Annotated in this window: 19 protein-coding genes; 2 read left to right on the top strand and 17 right to left on the bottom strand. The window is 30.8% G+C overall.

Features of this window, described 5'->3' with window-relative positions:
• Window positions 1-233: 233 nt before the first annotated feature.
• Window positions 234-551 carry a YuzD family protein gene (locus CD113_RS03910; RefSeq protein ID WP_002464400.1) on the bottom strand — a complete coding sequence of 106 codons (318 nt, stop codon included), beginning with the start codon at window positions 549-551 and terminating at the stop codon, window positions 234-236.
• A gap of 98 nt (window positions 552-649) precedes the next feature.
• On the opposite strand from CD113_RS03910, the gene CD113_RS03905 reads away from it, so the two are divergent.
• Window positions 650-892, top strand: coding sequence for a NifU family protein (locus CD113_RS03905; RefSeq protein ID WP_002464399.1), 243 nt, complete (start codon window positions 650-652; stop codon window positions 890-892).
• A gap of 184 nt (window positions 893-1,076) precedes the next feature.
• Here the strand turns inward: CD113_RS03905 and dltD are convergent, their stop codons facing one another.
• From dltD to CD113_RS03865, 8 genes are all read right to left on the bottom strand, one after another.
• The gene (gene dltD / locus CD113_RS03900; RefSeq protein ID WP_002464398.1) at window positions 1,077-2,246 is read right to left on the bottom strand and encodes a D-alanyl-lipoteichoic acid biosynthesis protein DltD; all 1,170 of its coding nucleotides are present in this window, start codon (window positions 2,244-2,246) and stop codon (window positions 1,077-1,079) included.
• On the bottom strand, window positions 2,243-2,479 hold the full coding sequence (gene dltC, locus CD113_RS03895) for a D-alanine--poly(phosphoribitol) ligase subunit 2 (protein WP_002464397.1): 237 nt from the start codon (window positions 2,477-2,479) through the stop codon (window positions 2,243-2,245). The genes dltD and dltC overlap by 4 nt, the downstream gene beginning before the upstream one ends.
• 17 nt (window positions 2,480-2,496) lie before the next feature.
• The gene (dltB, locus tag CD113_RS03890) at window positions 2,497-3,711 is read right to left on the bottom strand and encodes a D-alanyl-lipoteichoic acid biosynthesis protein DltB (RefSeq protein WP_002464396.1); all 1,215 of its coding nucleotides are present in this window, start codon (window positions 3,709-3,711) and stop codon (window positions 2,497-2,499) included.
• Entirely contained in the window at window positions 3,708-5,165 is a 1,458-nt protein-coding gene (dltA, locus tag CD113_RS03885; protein ID WP_002464395.1) for a D-alanine--poly(phosphoribitol) ligase subunit DltA, read from the bottom strand. The genes dltB and dltA overlap by 4 nt, the downstream gene beginning before the upstream one ends.
• A 14-nt stretch (window positions 5,166-5,179) precedes the next feature.
• Entirely contained in the window at window positions 5,180-5,332 is a 153-nt protein-coding gene (locus CD113_RS03880; protein WP_002464394.1) for a teichoic acid D-Ala incorporation-associated protein DltX, read from the bottom strand.
• 342 nt (window positions 5,333-5,674) lie between these two features.
• Window positions 5,675-6,634 (bottom strand): 2-hydroxyacid dehydrogenase, encoded by a 960-nt coding sequence (locus CD113_RS03875; RefSeq protein WP_002464393.1) that lies wholly within the window; start codon window positions 6,632-6,634, stop codon window positions 5,675-5,677.
• A gap of 37 nt (window positions 6,635-6,671) precedes the next feature.
• Window positions 6,672-7,454 carry a TIGR01457 family HAD-type hydrolase gene (locus CD113_RS03870; protein ID WP_002464392.1) on the bottom strand — a complete coding sequence of 261 codons (783 nt, stop codon included), beginning with the start codon at window positions 7,452-7,454 and terminating at the stop codon, window positions 6,672-6,674.
• Window positions 7,454-7,888 carry a DUF86 domain-containing protein gene (locus CD113_RS03865; RefSeq protein WP_002464391.1) on the bottom strand — a complete coding sequence of 145 codons (435 nt, stop codon included), beginning with the start codon at window positions 7,886-7,888 and terminating at the stop codon, window positions 7,454-7,456. The genes CD113_RS03870 and CD113_RS03865 overlap by 1 nt, the downstream gene beginning before the upstream one ends.
• Window positions 7,889-7,985: 97 nt before the next feature.
• Here CD113_RS03865 and CD113_RS03860 point away from each other — a divergent pair, with 97 nt between their 5' ends.
• On the top strand, window positions 7,986-8,252 hold the full coding sequence (locus tag CD113_RS03860) for a DUF3055 domain-containing protein (protein ID WP_002464390.1): 267 nt from the start codon (window positions 7,986-7,988) through the stop codon (window positions 8,250-8,252).
• 96 nt (window positions 8,253-8,348) lie between these two features.
• Here CD113_RS03860 and CD113_RS03855 read toward each other — a convergent pair whose 3' ends face one another.
• From CD113_RS03855 to CD113_RS03820, 8 genes are all read right to left on the bottom strand, one after another.
• Window positions 8,349-8,732: a YutD family protein gene (locus CD113_RS03855; RefSeq protein ID WP_002464389.1), complete on the bottom strand. Its 384-nt coding sequence runs from the start codon at window positions 8,730-8,732 to the stop codon at window positions 8,349-8,351.
• Between the two features lie 118 nt (window positions 8,733-8,850).
• Window positions 8,851-9,768, bottom strand: coding sequence for a lipoyl synthase (lipA, locus tag CD113_RS03850; RefSeq protein ID WP_002464388.1), 918 nt, complete (start codon window positions 9,766-9,768; stop codon window positions 8,851-8,853).
• A gap of 83 nt (window positions 9,769-9,851) precedes the next feature.
• A complete protein-coding gene (locus CD113_RS03845; protein WP_002464387.1) occupies window positions 9,852-11,171 on the bottom strand; it encodes a bifunctional metallophosphatase/5'-nucleotidase in 1,320 nt (439 codons plus the stop codon).
• A 27-nt stretch (window positions 11,172-11,198) separates the two neighbouring features.
• Window positions 11,199-12,026 (bottom strand): sulfite exporter TauE/SafE family protein, encoded by an 828-nt coding sequence (locus CD113_RS03840; protein ID WP_002464386.1) that lies wholly within the window; start codon window positions 12,024-12,026, stop codon window positions 11,199-11,201.
• 11 nt (window positions 12,027-12,037) lie between these two features.
• Window positions 12,038-12,886, bottom strand: a complete 849-nt coding sequence (locus tag CD113_RS03835; protein WP_002464385.1) for a DUF72 domain-containing protein — start codon at window positions 12,884-12,886, stop codon at window positions 12,038-12,040.
• A gap of 163 nt (window positions 12,887-13,049) precedes the next feature.
• Window positions 13,050-14,123 (bottom strand): NAD(P)H-dependent flavin oxidoreductase, encoded by a 1,074-nt coding sequence (locus tag CD113_RS03830; protein ID WP_002464384.1) that lies wholly within the window; start codon window positions 14,121-14,123, stop codon window positions 13,050-13,052.
• Window positions 14,124-14,141: 18 nt separating this feature from the next.
• Window positions 14,142-15,176: a hemolysin family protein gene (locus CD113_RS03825; protein ID WP_002464383.1), complete on the bottom strand. Its 1,035-nt coding sequence runs from the start codon at window positions 15,174-15,176 to the stop codon at window positions 14,142-14,144.
• Between the two features lie 256 nt (window positions 15,177-15,432).
• A complete protein-coding gene (locus CD113_RS03820) occupies window positions 15,433-16,656 on the bottom strand; it encodes a Fic family protein (protein ID WP_002462404.1) in 1,224 nt (407 codons plus the stop codon).
• Between the last annotated feature and the right edge of the window lie 45 nt (window positions 16,657-16,701).

The following is a 16,701-nucleotide window of genomic DNA, read 5'->3' as shown; positions in this document are numbered from 1 at the left end:
TTTTAAGACTGATAAATAAAAAAAGTAATATAAAATGAAAATTAATTTGAAGCCGAGACTCCTGAGGTAGGGACCCAACACAGAAAAACTGGTTATCCAGTTTTTTCATGCAATGCAGGTTGGACATTGAGCCCCCAGCAAAGAAAAATTCTGTTAACAGAATTTTTCTTTGCTGGGGTGCGAAGCTTTAAAAAAATTATGTATCAGTCCAATTTGTTATAGAACCTTTATTATTAGCTAATGTGATTATCTAAAAATCTAGTTAATTGCTTTGTTTGAATATATCCATCAGCTACATACTCATCATTCATAGTAATTAAAGGATAAAATAATTCTTCTTGTTCAATTCTTTCAATAAATTGTTGGTCATGGTCTGTTAAGTTTTCTGTATCTCTATTTATATCAATATACGTATAATTAAAATTTAATTGTGGATACTTTCTTTTTAACAATGGTTGTATCCATTCAAAAATATCTTTTGAAGTAGGTGCATTGACGCAACTCGCGCATATAATATCTGCTCCATAAACTACGACACTGACATTTGTCATAATAATCCCCCGTTTGTTTGATAGATTTTTATCGTTCTATCCATTATAATATATTAATAAAGATTATTAAATACACTTGTCGAAAGGAGACTTGCCTGATGCCTACTGAAAATGCAACAATGTTTGATCAAGTAGCAGAAGTGATTGAGCGTCTTCGTCCATTTTTACTACGTGATGGTGGCGACTGTTCACTAATAGACGTTGAAGATGGTATTGTTAAATTACAACTACATGGTGCATGTGGTACATGCCCAAGTTCTACAATTACTTTAAAAGCTGGAATTGAACGTGCTTTACACGAAGAAGTTCCCGGAGTTATCGAAGTAGAACAAGTATTCTAATATAATAATATATAATATAAGCTAACAATAGTTGATTTAAAATCAATTATTGTTGGCTTATTTTTATTATTTATCAGTCTTAAAATTTGAGAACTACAATTCTCTATCAGTCCTATTTATTATAGAGCTAAAAAAATGAGCTAAGACAATATTAGTCTCAGCTCATTTTTGTTACTTATTATTTTTATTTATCCACTTTTGGTTGTGGTTTGTCGTCCATATGTTTAGCTATTTGTTGGTCTAAATAAACCCAACCTTTCCAACCTATATGAACAGCATCACTGATAACATATTTTTCGTAATCTTTATCAGTCATATCGTAAATTTTACCGCCATTATCTACTACTGTAGAATGGATTTTCTTGTAAACTGCATTTCGTCGTTCTTTATTAATTCCAATATGATCATACCATACACCATTAGAAGGAATACTAACATATTGTACATCAGCACCTGCTTCTTTCATTGTTTGTACGAGTAATTCTAAATCTTGGAATTCTGGAGAATTGACATTAAATTCATAATCACGGTTAATCTTACGTTTATTTTCTTTGATTAGTTTCCAATACGGATCTCTAATATCAAATTTATTGGTTTTCGTATTATCCTTACCAATTTCAACTGCTTTATCTTTCATTTCTGACCATGATGCCTTTTCATTAGTTACAGGCTTTACATGAGATAAAGGAGGTTTAGTGACAGAAAATAGTGATTTAATTGCTTCAATTTTCATTAATTGATTTTCTCTAAAAGCAGAAATGTAATTCTTAGATGATGATTTTTGTGGATCTTTAGCAATTTCCCTTAAGTACGCCTTATTATGCGCGTGTGGAAATTGCAATAATCGTTCTGCATATTGTTGTTTTAAATCATTAGGCATTTTCTTTTGTTGAAACATTTCGTTGATTTGCATTTGAGACATACGTGCATCAAAATTGTCATTTGTTAAACCATGATTCGTAAACCACTGTGGTGAAATGATAAAAGTTAACTTTTTACCTTTTAGTTGATCATATTGAGCCGCAAGTTCCACTGCATTAATTAAATCTGTAGATCCTCCAGTTCCAAGTAAAAATGTTTGTTTACTTGAATTATGCTTATTTAAAGCTATGGCTGGATTGAATGGATCATCTTTACCTAATTCACTAGAGCCATATATTGGATAATATTTGTTAGATTGATATAACTTATTTTGAATGAGTGTGCCTTTTAATACTTGATCTGTCAGTGATATTCTATTATCTGCTAAAGTTTGTTCGGTAACTAGTCCTGTAAACCATCTAGCAGGCATGAATAGAAAGACAATAAATATAGCTCCACTAATTAGAATTGGTAAAAAAGGTTTTATTTTCATCGTAATTCTTCTAAAGCTTCAACAATTTTATTTGGAGTTGCCCACTCATCTCTATCGAAGTCCATGATAGATACTTCAATATCAAGTTTATTTTGAATTTCTAATAACAAACCAACTGTTTGGAATGAATCAATAATACCTTCTTCAAAAATTTCTACGTCTGGATTGTCTTTCACGATATCATTTTCTGCAACTTCTACTAATAAATTCAATACTTGTTCTCTAAATTCCATAATTAAATTCTCCTTTATTATATAAGTTTACCTGAGAAGATTAAAAAGCCAAATGCTACAAAATGGAAAGTTATTAAAATACTAATAGCTGTTGTAAATCCATTTTGGAAACGAGGCGGATGTTTCTTACGCCAACGCTCGTAATAGCCATAACCTATAAATAGTGCTGCATGGTATAACCCATACACAATGTAAAATATTTCTAATCCATGCCAAACACCCATGATGAAGAAGTTTAAGAAGAATGCTATATTCGACATTGCAAATTGACTCTTCAATAACTTTTTACGAGACATATAAAATAGTGATCTCATATAAATACAATCTCTAAACCAGAATGATAATGACATATGCCATCTATTCCAGAAATCTTTAATATTCTTAGACTGGAATGGTTTATCAAAGTTAGGTGGTGTTTTAATACCGAATAAATAACTAAATGCAATTGCAAATAAAGTATAACCAGCAAAGTCAAAGAATAAATAGAAACTGTAGGCATACATATATAACCACATATGTGTGAAGCCATGCAGATTCATTTGTAATGGGTTAATAGCGTACACATTGATAAAGTAGGCAATAATATATTTATATAAGAAGCCTAACATAATCATATGAATTGCTTTTAACACTAATTCACGATATTCACTACCCGTTGGTACTTTCTTATCATCTTTAACAAAACGTTTATAACGATCGATTGGACCTGATGAAATCGTTGGAAAGAATGAGATAAATTGAATTAATTTACCTACATTAATTTCTTTAATTGATCCATCACGTATTTCCATAATTAATTGTACACTTTTGAATGTTACATATGAAATTCCTAAAAATCCAACAAACTCAATTAATTTACTTTCGTGGAAATGAATTTGATGTCCACCTAACCACGAACTTTGTAATACTTTAACAATTGCTAAAGGTAATATAGATAATGATGTTACTATTGCAAATTTAGCAAATGTATTTTTTTTAGCTCTTGAACGGAAGTAATACATGATTAGTAATACTTGCCAAACAATATAAATTAAAAAGCTAATTAATTGAACACTTAAATACTTTTGGTCAAATAAATTATGTTTATCTGATGAGAATATAAGTACGACCATAAACGCCGTTACTAAGCCATTATAAATGTAGCTTCGCTTACCCAAAAATCCAAGTATAATGACTGGTATTAAAGCAATAAAGGCAATTAAGAAGAAGGTAAAATCACCATAAGGGATCATCCGTTAATTACCTCTGCAATTTTTTTACGATCTAATTTGCCATTATTTGTTAATGGTAATTGTTCCATCCAAACAAATTTACGTGGAATCATATACTCTGGTAAGAGAGATTTTAAATCATGTTTAATATTTTTGGTCATTTCTAAATCATTAGTTACTTCAGCTGTTGGCACTACTGCACCAATTAAATGAATAACTTTATCATTTTTATATACAGGTACGACAATTGCTTCTCTAACAAATTCAGATTGTCGTAATTGCGTTTCAATTTCTTCAAGTTCCATGCGGTAACCATTTAACTTGATTTGGAAATCGATTCTACCTTGAATAAACCATTGTCCATCTTCAAATTTAGCTTTGTCTCCAGTATGGTAAGTACGAATACCATTATCAAAATTAAATACTTCAGATGTTTTTTGATCATTCTTAAGGTACCCAATACTCACACTTTGACCTTCAATAATTAATTCACCTTCGTCTGTTGTTGATAAACTAGCACCTGGTCGCTCAACACCAACAGGTAAAGTTGGATATTGTTCCAATACTTCTTGAGTTATTTGAATACTTGTTACCGCAACTGTCGCTTCAGTTGGACCGTAAGTATTATATATTGTCGCATTAGGGAAGCGACTAACCAATGCTTGTGCTGTTCTATGAGGTAATATTTCTCCACAGAAGAAGAATTGATTTAAGCTACTATATTGTTCTTCATTTAAGTTTGGTAGTAATAAACACATTTCCATAAATGAAGGTGTAGAAACCCATACATTAATTGGTGTATTGGATAACATTTCATTTAATAATTTAGGTTTGTTTATCATGTTTTTATCTACTAGATTTAAAGTACCACCAGATGCTAAACATGGATAAATAGCCATTACAGATAAATCAAATGAGAATGGTGCTTGGTTAAGCCATTGTTGTTCACTACCAGCTTTATTTAAATCAACCATCCATTCAGTAAACTGTACTAAACTTGCATACTCAATTTGAACACCTTTAGGCTCACCTGTAGAACCAGATGTAAATATAGTATATACCATGTCATTGTCTTTAATTTGACTATCAAAAATCACTGGATAATGTGATTGTTTTATTTCATCAATATTAAATTCTTGCCCAAATTCACTATTTAATTTCTCGTCAGTCGTATTAAAAATATATTCTGGTTGAACTTTTTCGATAATCATTTTAATACGGTCTTCGGGAATAGATGTATCAACTGGTACATATCCACATCCAGCTTTAATAGCACCTATCATACCAACAATCATATATGGTGACATGTGACCATATAAAATCATTGGCTGTTTACTATCCTGTAAACGATGTGCTAATTTGCTTGATTCTTCTATTAATTGTTTATAAGTTAATTCATCAGTTGTATGTCTAACTGCTATGCTTTCCGGATTAACTTGAGCGATATTTTGCAGTTTATTAATTATGTCTGTCATATTCGTCTCCCTCATTAAAACTCATTATAAATGAAGTTATTATGTGTATCGCCACTACCATATATTAAATATAGCGTTATAAATATTGCTAAATATAAAATTGTTAACAAATATGGTTTACATGCTTCAACATATTTATTTGGCGGTTGTTTACTTTTTGATTTCATATTGCACCTCTTAACGTTCTGATTAAAAACGTCTTTATAAAGTTAATTGAATATAAAATACGTTTTGTAATTTGTTTTTTACAATTTATTATATCCATATCTCAAATAAAATTCAATTACATTTTCATTGTCTTGCAATCTATTAAAATAAAATATGGTTGTCTATTAAGACATACATTAATTTTAATGGTTAATTATTATTAAGACAATTACAGACTACATAACAATTTTGTTATATATAACAAAACATTCACTTATAAAATACAATTGCTAAATTGACAATCGTTTGAAAGTTACTATTGTTATAACTTTATTTTATAAGTGAATATTAGTTCAACATTATTAATTTACTGGTGAAATTGCCGGTTGTTGTGCTAGCACAGCTTTAATATTATCAATGCATAATTGAATCATGTTATCCCTTGTTTGTGTTGAAGCACTTCCAATATGTGGAGTAACGATAACATTATCAAAATGCATTAATGGATGTGTGTTATCAATGGGTTCGTTTGCGAGTACATCTAGTCCACAGCCTAAAATTTCTTTATTATGCAATGCACAGACAAGTGCTTCTTCATCTACTACGAGTCCTCTACCAATATTAACGAAAATGGCATCATCTTTCATTTGTTTAAAGGTTTGACTATTGAAGCGATGCTTTGTGTCATTAGTTAATGGTGCCGTACATATGATAAAGTCGCTTCGTTCTAGCAAATCTTCAAATGACACATATGTGGCATTTAATTGTTGTTCCGCTTCTATATTACGTGAACGATTATGGTAAATTATTTGTGTCTTAAATCCTTGAAGCCTTCTCGCAAATGCCTGTCCAATTTCTCCCATACCAAATATACCTACAGTTGAATTAAAGACATCTTTGCCCGCTAATAAATACGGACTCCAACTTTGCCATTGATTATTTGCAATATATTTTTCTGATTCTACTATTCTTCGTGCAATAGCTAACATAAGTGTAAATCCTAACTCTGCTGTTGTTTCCGTTAGTACATCAGGTGTATTTGTTACTGTAACACCATATGTTGTCGCTTGTTCAATGTCGATATTATCATAACCTACTGCCATATTAGCAATGATTTTTAACTTCGGTGCTTGCGCTAAAACATTTTTATCAATTTGTTCACTTAAAGTAATAAAGCATGCATCTGCTGATTGTAAACCTTTGAGAAATTGTTCTTTAGGCATTGGTATGTGTGTTTCTGGCCACATTTCAACTTCACCTAATTGGCTAAGTTGTTGATAAAAACGTTCTGGAATAGCTCTAGATACTAAAATTTTCACCATAAAAATCACTCATTTCATTTATTTCTTAATTGTTATGTTACAAGTCTTTCAATTCGCCTATAACTTCGTTTAAATCTTTAAATGAATAGGTTGGTTGAATATCTTTTGATTGTACATCCGCTAAAGATGATACACCTGTTTGAACATGAATGGTATCCATACCTACATTGATCCCTGACATAATATCTGTTTCATAAAGATCGCCCACCATTGCTACTTCTGATTTGTCTAGTCCTAAAATATCTAATGCTTTCATCATAATTACTGGTTCAGGTTTACCAATAAACTTAGGGTTTACGCCAGTAGATACAGTCACAACACTTGTAATAGCCCCGTTTCCAGGTAGCAATCCTCTTTCTTTTGGAATAGAAACATCTGGATTGGTTGATAGGAAAGTGGCACCTTTTCGAACGCCTAAAGTTGCTATAGCCAGTTTGTTATATGTCACTTCTTCATCCAAGCCAATAACAACATAATCAACATCTTCATTATTTTTAATTTCAATACCTGCTTCAGTTAATGCTGTTTCCAAGCCATTACCTCCAAGCATATAAACTGAAGCTTGGCTTTGCTGATCCGCAATATATTCTGCAGTGGCAAGCGCAGATGTGACAACCTCTTCAGGTTTAGCATCAATATTCATTTCACGTAATTTTTCAGTTACTTGTTCCGGTGTCTTCGTTGAATTATTTGTCACATATAAATGCGGAATTTGTTGTTCATTTAAGTAGTCTATAAATTGTGCAGCACCATCAATTTCATCTGTCCCCATATACATTGTGCCGTCTAAATCGATTAAATATGCTTTGTAGTTCTTCATTATTGATTTTCTCCTTTGCCGAAAGCGGTAATCGGTACATTTTCATTTTGTAAAAATTGAGTAACTTCAGAAATAAATGCTTGATAAGCAGGGAGCGCTTTATCAAATAATGGCATCACTGAAGTTACATCTAAATCTATATAATCATGTGCAAATTGTTTACGAATATCTACAGTTTCATTTATAGCTTGTTGCGTTTCTTTTGAAATTACATTTTCTAATTCTAAGATATCAATGACATCTTTGTAATTTCCTGGATCTCTTAAGATAAATGCATCAATAATCATATTACCAATATCGACTGATGATTCTATTAACATTTGTGCAATACGTTCAAATGCATAGATATTATTTTTATTTGGATTGTAATCCTCTGTTAATGTTTGTAAATACATAAGTTTTTGAGTTAATTTATCTTTGTCTACAAAATACATTTTCTGTCACCTCTTATCACTATATTATCATAATTTTGCAGTGTGATTCATTTGTCGTTATACTATCGTTATTACTATTTAAAAGGAGTCATGAATCATGATTGATATGTATTTGTATGATGATAGTGAAGATAGTCAAGTTCAATTTGTTGGTTTCGTTGGAGAACACAGTCGTTATGACTTAATGCTTGTTCAAACAAATCGTCATTACGGTAAGACTTTAGTACTCAATATGCAAACGAATAAATTCGGTATTATCGGTACAGATGATATCGAAGAAGAAGGTTATATTGCACATATTTTAGGTGTTCCTGACGAAGAAGGCGATGAAATAATAGAATACTTAAAAGAAGTTATCTTTTAACCAATAGTAAACCCTTAACATCAATGGACATTTGGTAATGTCTCATTCAGTTAAGGGTTGTTCATTATTATTATCAAATTAAATCTTCAATTCATTTTAATGTTCTGTGTCTTGGATCGTCGGTTTTATTTTAACATCATGTAATTTATTATCTTCATCAATAATATCTATTGCTTCATCTTTTACAACTAACTCTTTTACTTCTTGTTTAGAAAGCTTTCTCACAACAAAATAAGGACAACCAAAATTACAGTATTCAAGAATGTAGTCTTGAATATTTGAAAAACGTTTACTCATTTCCGCTTTTTTGTTGGTATCTTTATAAAATCCTTTCAGTCTCAGTTGATCATAACCGAAATCACCAACAATATAATCGTACTTATCCAAAATATCAGAATATCTTGCTATAAAATGTTCTTCGTCAAAACATTCTCTATAATCTTCAATTAGCTCGAAGTAATGTTGATCTACTTTTATCAAGTTCTTCACCTATCTATTAACTTTAAAGACTTAATTTATACGCTTTACTGATTTAAAAAGTATCTATGTATATCTCTTTAAATGTTGATTTGTATAAAATAAGTCTTTATATGATTAATTAGTTATTTAACTGTTCTTCACCTTGACGTTGTCTTTCTTTTGCAGCTTCATTTACTTGTTCATCTGCATGATAAGAACTACGTACTAATGGTCCAGCTTGGCAATGTTTAAATCCTTTATCCATTGCAACTTTTCTTAACTTACCAAATTCTAACGGTGTATAATATTTTTGAACTTTTAAATGTTTACGAGAAGGTTGTAAATATTGACCAATTGTTAAAATATCTACGTCATTTGCACGCAAATCATCCATTGTTTCATATAATTCTTCTATTGTTTCGCCCAATCCAACCATAATACTTGATTTAGTAGGGATATCTGGTTGTAGTTCTTTTGAACGGCGTAAAAATTCTAATGTTCTATCATATGTTGCACGTGCACGAACCCTCGGTGTTAAGCGACGAACTGTTTCGATATTATGATTTAAAATGTCTGGTCTTGAAGCCATCAATGTTTCTAATGCTTCATAATCCCCACCCATATCTGATGGTAAAATTTCTATAGTTGTAAATGGATTTCTTTCTCTTACTTTACGAACTGTTTCAGCATATACATTTGATCCAGCATCTCTCAAGTCATCACGCGCAACCGCAGTAATAACTACATGTTTTAAATTCATTAATTCTACAGATTCAGCAACACGTTCTGGTTCATTCAAATCAAGTTCATTAGGTAACCCTGTCTTAACTGCACAGAAACGACAAGCTCTTGTACACACTGCACCTAGAATCATAAAAGTAGCTGTACGACGTGCCCCCCAGCACTCGTGTATGTTAGGACATTTCGCTTCCTCACATACCGTGTTTAGATTCTTTTCTCTCATCATCTTTTTAAGTCCTGTGTAGTTCTCGTTAGTATTTAATTTAATCTTTAGCCAATCAGGTTTACGTAATATTTCTTCATTTTTTGTCGCCATAACAACACATGCCCTCCTGTAATTTATGTCTTTCATCATTATATCGAACTTCCCTAAAAATGAAAATCCAATAATGTTAATTTTTAATATTGTAGTAACTTTTCTTTAAAAATATCTCTTAAAAATTCTGGCATTAAGTATTCTGTTGGTAATTCTTTTAACATAGGGAAATATCTGCCAAAAGTATACATATCTACAGTACCTAGGACATAAATTTTGTTATCATCAAGTTCTTGACCATCAATAAAATAACGCTGTTGTGACTCAATATAACCTAGTTTATATAATACATATCCTCCAAAAATATCACCTCTAAAGCCTAATCCTTGAGCATGTTCATACATATATTCTTGTTTTTGACTTTTTACAATGACATCTTTTAATTGCCGACCAGTCAGTTTTACTCTAACTAAATTAATTGGATGTGGTAGTAAACGATGAATATCATATGCAGTCACTTTATCGCTTATGACGTCATTCACTAATAGTCCAGTATTTATAATAGCACAATCAGCATGTGTAAATTCGCAAACACTTTCAGCTAACATATACGCAGTTTCTGTTATTGCGTTATACTGTCTTGTTAATCTTACAGGATGATTAATTACTGGTGTCAACATCATATGTTTACCTTGTTGTTCAAAATCAGTCGACACTTGCGGTAAACTATCTACAGGTATAATAGTGGCTGTTTTATGAGTGACGGTATTGTTAGTTATCGTTAAATTAACTTCACCAAGATAATGACCATATTTTCCAGCTGCTACCATTAACACGCCATTTTTCATTTCACCTTGTTCAAAATAATGATGCGTATGACTTCCAAATATGACGTCTATTTGTGGTAGTTCTGTACATAATTTTTCATCAAAAAAGATGCCACAATGACTTAACACAATAAGTACATCATAGTCTCCTTGATGTCGATTTATTTCCTCTTTAATCGCTTCTAATGGATCAGTTACAATCCAATCTAACGCACGATAAAAAGGAGTAAATGGAGCAGTCGCTGCTACAAATAAAATTCTTGTGTCTTCTATCGTTTCTATATATGATGATAAAATATTATTAGGCAATTCGCCCTTTTCATCGATAACGTTAGCACAAATCACTTTGAACTCTGCCTCATCATATAAATGTTCAAGTGTCTCATGTGCTAAAGTCATTCCTTCATTATTACCTATAGTAGCAATATCACAATGTGATTCATTTAATAATTCAATATTTTTCCGTCCTAACGTTGCTTGTGTTATTGGTGCCGATAAATCTACATGATCACCTAAATCTACATAAAGTGAGGGATGTGAAAGTTGTGGTCTTTGTTGTGCCATGTATGCCTTGATACGTTCATATTCATGAAGATGACTATGTATGTCATTCGTATGATAAATCGTTAATTGCATAATACTCCCTCTTTCTATGTTAATAATTTATAATACTGCTTTAATAATTAAATATATACCAAGTAATAACATCACTGTACGTAATAATGTTACTACTGTATCTGACTTGATTGATTGGTTAACTTTTACACCTATTTTAGCACCAATATAACTTGAAATAATCAAAATAATAGAATATCCCCATGCAACATGACCTTGTGCTACGTGGCCAATTGAACTCATCACACTTGAAAAGAAAATCATCATCATACTTGTACCAACAGCAACATGTGGCGGAAATCTAAAAACAATTAACATCAATGGTGTCATTAATGCGCCACCACCAATACCAAATAACCCTGTTAATGTCCCAATAAATAAAGTAGCAAAAAATGCAAATAGTGGTGGTACACTATAATGATATGTGTCTCCACTAGCATCAACATAAGTTTTTTGGTACTTAGGTTTATCAAAAATGGTAATTGGTTTAATTTTATGTCTTACCATTAATAATATTGAAACAAATATTAGAAAAATACCAAAATATAGATTGAAAGACTCAATCGTTAAATATCGACTAATCAATGAGCCAAATAGGGAACCTGGTAACAAACCAAATAAAAAGATTGCACCATTTTTAATATCAACTTGCTTGGTTTTTAAATAACCTAATGATGAAGATAGCCCTGTAACAATAAGAATTAATGATGATGTTCCTATTGCTATTTGAGTCGTAATACCGTGTAATAAATGATGTTCAACACCTAAATATACAAGTGTAGGCACAATAATGATACCTCCACCAATACCTACAATTGATCCAATGATTGCCGATAATCCACCTATTAAAACTAATAAAGTAATTGTTAATAACATATCATCGCCTCTTAAAATAATTTTAGTTGTTGTGGTGCTAAACCTTCATAATCAATATCCAATAATTTTTGATAAGTTTTAGCATTATTTGCTGCATGACCACCTGAATTATTATTGAAAATAACATATATTTTTTTAGCTTTATGCTCTAAAAGTTCTACTTTTTGAGCTAAATCAGTTAATTCTTCTTCATTATAATCATACAGATACCTTACGTCTCGCCATTCTTGATCAGTCATATCCTTTTTAGTCCAACCATGACGATTTCTACCATGATATCTCACAAATGCAGTTTCATTGGTAATTCTATTAACCAAAGGTATACTGCCTTCCTTAACTTGAGGTTCATCCACAACAGCATGAATAATCTGCTGATCAGTTAAAAATGCTAATGTTTGTTCTTTAAAATGATCGTTAAACCAAGATTGATGTCTAAACTCTACACAAATTGGAAAATCTTGTAGTTGTTGTCGTACATACAAAATATATTTAATATTTTGAGCATTGCAATCAAACCAAGGTGGAAATTGAACCAATACCATCGCTAACTTTTGATTTTCTTGCAATGGCTTAAGCATTAATTTAAATTGATCAAAAAGTTCCTGTCGACTTTCTGCAAATTGTTTGTAGTCAGCATGTAACGTCAATGCTTGATGTATTTTAACTACAAATTCAAAGCGATCAGGCGTTTCTTTAATCCACTTTAATATATTTCTTTCAGGTTGAATGGCATAATATGATGCATCTAGTTCAACAACTGGAAAATGACTTGCGTATGTTGTTAATTTATCTGATTGACGTGCCAAATCTTCATAAAGTGAATCGTGATCACCCCAACCTGTTAAACCAATATTTATCATAATAATCACCACCATCATCATACCATATACTATTTATGATATTCACTTACGCAATCTTCTATTATTAAAATCATAAAAACGTAATATCTGTTATACATTCACTACTTTATCCAAATAGCGTTAGATATAACAAATATTACGTTAATTATTATCATATTAAACTTTATACGCCACTTAATAATGTATCAATTTGATTAACAATTTTAGACATTAATGCTGAGGCATTTAATGTAGTAGCTAATCTAGGACTTTGACCACTCCACATATGTGTTAATTCTTTATTACCTCGTTTAGCCGCTTCTTTACGAATAAGGTTAGTTAATTGATTTTGAATTGGGTATTCTGGAATAATGTCTGGATATTGTTGCATATCTTCAATAAATTGATTATTTATGCCTCTAGCATATTTCCCACTAAACGTTTTAGTTACAACCGTATCTGTTTCTTTACTATTGATAATCGATTCTCTTAACAGTGGAGATGCTTTACTATCGCTCGAAGTTAAAAATGCGGTACCCATTTGGACGCCTGAAGCACCAAGTACTAAACTTGCCAAAACACCTCGTCCATCCATGATGCCACCTGCAGCAATAACTGGTACAGTAACAGCATCTACAATTTGAGGTACTAATGACATTGTACCTATCATAGCTTCATGTTCTTTAGGTCCAAGTTTTAAGAATGAACCACGGTGCCCTCCAGCTTCGCTCCCTTGAGCAACAATGATATCTATACCAGCACGTTCATTGGCAATTGCTTCGTCAACAGATGTCGCAGTACCTATTACAGTGATGCCAGCATTTTTTAAACGCTTAATGGTATCAGTATTAGGAATACCAAATGTAAAACTACAGACCTTAATTTGTTGGTCTATAATTATATCAATAGCACGTTCAAATGTTTGCCTTTCGTTGATATTAATGACAGGTTCTTCTAATTTTAATGCTCTTCTATACGGTTTTAACCAAGCATTCATATGTTCAATTTGATTGTTTGTAGTTGACTGCTGACTAGGTACAAAAATATTAACTGCAAATGGTTTCTTTGTTAGTTGTCTAACTTGAGTGATATCTTCAAGTAATTGCTGTGCCGTATAATACCCAGCTCCAATTGAGCCTAAACCACCACTTTCACTAACAGCTGCAACCAATTGAGGCGTAGTACTACCGGCCATGCCAGCTTGAATGATTGGATATTGTATTTTTAACTTTCGCGTTAATTGATTGTCACTCCACATCATGTCACATACCCTTCATTATTTATATTGGAATTGTTGTTTAGGATATTTCTGTTGTTGTCTTGATAATTTTTCTTTTTCCTGTTTATCCATTTCATCTTCAATTTCCATACCTAACATTTCTTCAATTAAATCTTCATGAGAAACAATTGCATCTGTACCACCAAATTCATCTAACACAATGGCTAAATGTTTTCGGCTAATCGTCATTTTACGCAACACCCATTCAGCTTTATTATGTTCATTGACAAATAAGGGCTGAGCAACAAAATCAGTAATATTTTTATCTTTTTCTTTACTCCATGATAATAGATATTTTGAATGAAAGACCCCTATAATATTATCTATATCACCTTCAAACACAGGATATCTTGTATATGGATTGTTCATTACTGTGTCATATGCTTCTTCATACGTCGCAGTTGTTGAAAAAGCAGTGACTTTAACTCTTGGCGTGGTATCTATATCCTTTACTTTTAAATTATCGAAGTTTAAGACACCTTCTAAACGACTTGCTTCAATATCATTAAACGCACCGTCATTACCTGCGATAGCAAGCATTGTTTTAAATTCTTCTTTTGTCATTTGTTGCTCTAAATCATGATCTTTTGATAACTTTTTATTAATACTATCTGTTAATTTATTGAGTAATAATGTAATAGGTTTTAACACAATAATGACTATATTAATGATTGGATAGACAATGCTAGTTATTTTATCAGGAAATGACGCTGCAACAGATTTAGGTATCACTTCTGATATTAAAATAATAACAATGGTTAAGACACCAGAAGCTATGCCGACACTGATTCCCCATCTTAGTGCTAACATTGTAACAAGTGTAGGTAATAGTATATTAGCCACATTATTACCAATTAAAATTGTTGTAATAAATTCGCTCGGTTTACTTAATAATTTAACAATACGTTGTGCTTTTTTATCTCCTTTATCTGCTTCAGTTTGAAATTTAGTCTTATTCGCTGCAGTTAAAGCTGTTTCACTTCCAGAAAAGAAAAAAGACACAAAAATTAATATTATTATAGCAATAATCACTAATTTTTCTCCTTAAAATTCGACTTGTATTTTACTATTTTATTCCCATCAAATTGAATGCATAAACGCAAAAAGAAAATGGAAAATTACTTTTTATATTTAGCAATTACTAGGGAGTGGAACAGCAATAATTGTTAGTGTTTCTACTATCTTGATAGCTAGAAAATCTTATGCGCTTTATTATGATTAATAAACTGTAAACCCTTTTTATAGCAATCAATTGTAATCCTTTTTTTGATTTACAATCTTTAAAGCTTTAATTTGTTAACAACTCTTTAATAAAGTCGTCTTTTATTTCGTAAATAACTGGATTGCTTTTGATTTTTATTAATTTATCTTTATGTATTGCAATCACTTCATTAATTTTATTTCTAGAATAACCTAAATATTCTTTAAGTTTTTTTACACTTATTCTTGAATATTTGCTACCAAAAATTTTATCTTGTAATAATATAAATAACACACTAAATTCATATTTATTGAGATTTTTGTTTTTTAAAGCTAATTCTAACTTATTAATTATTTCATTATTATTTTCAAACGTCTCTATAATACTTTCCTGACCTTCTATTAATATTTGTAACATAACTGCTATAAAAAGAGTGAGTTCACCTTTATTAAAAAAATCTGATGCATTTTCAAAAGCTTTGTAATATTTACTTTTATTATTGTTTACGACATATGAAAAAGTTAAAGCAGTAAATGAATCTAAACTATCATTTAATAACCTAGCTAATAAATATCTCCCTAACCTACCGTTACCATCATAAAAGGGATGTAAATATTCAAACATAAAGTGACTTGCCATAATTTTAAATAAATCAGGTGCATCGAAGTCCTTTATAAATGCCATCATCAAAGTTAAAAATTCATATATTTCTGCTTCATCAAATTCATTTCTATGTACCCATTTATTTTTACTACTGTCAAAAACGCCTATAGCGTGTTTTCTAAATAAATTACCATCTGGCAAATCTTTTGGTTTAATTTCATCTGAAACGATAATATCAAATAATTTTCTTATATCTGAAAGGTTATTAATTTCAACATTACCTTGTTGGATCATTAAGTATTGATTAACAAGACCATTAAATCGTTTATTTGTACCTTTAGTTTTATTTATAGCAGCTGCTATCTCTTTTTTTGTGCTTCTAATATTTTCAGTTTCATTAGTACTTTGAAGTTCATTAATAAGTAAATACTTAATGTAAGCTTCATTAGCAATTCCAGGTTGGAGTGACGCTAAATGTCTAATTTTCGCAGAATTAATTAACACCTTTTCTAATTTACAAACAAGTTCTCTTGTTAATACGAAAAACAAAGGATAACTAATATCTCGCTTCTGTTTTTCATCTTGTATAGGATTTATAACTAAATTTGTAACATATGAAGCATAACTATTTTTTCTTAAGTTGTATTCGTTTTCTACGTGATCAGAACCATACATATGAAATAATTTTTTTAAAGATTTATAATCCATATGACTACTCCTTATTAATCATATTTCTATATATAACGTTTATAT

Origin of the sequence: Staphylococcus simiae, from assembly GCF_002902085.1 — a bacterium.
Lineage (GTDB): Bacteria > Bacillota > Bacilli > Staphylococcales > Staphylococcaceae > Staphylococcus > Staphylococcus simiae.
This window is presented reverse-complemented; position numbering and strand designations above follow the sequence as displayed.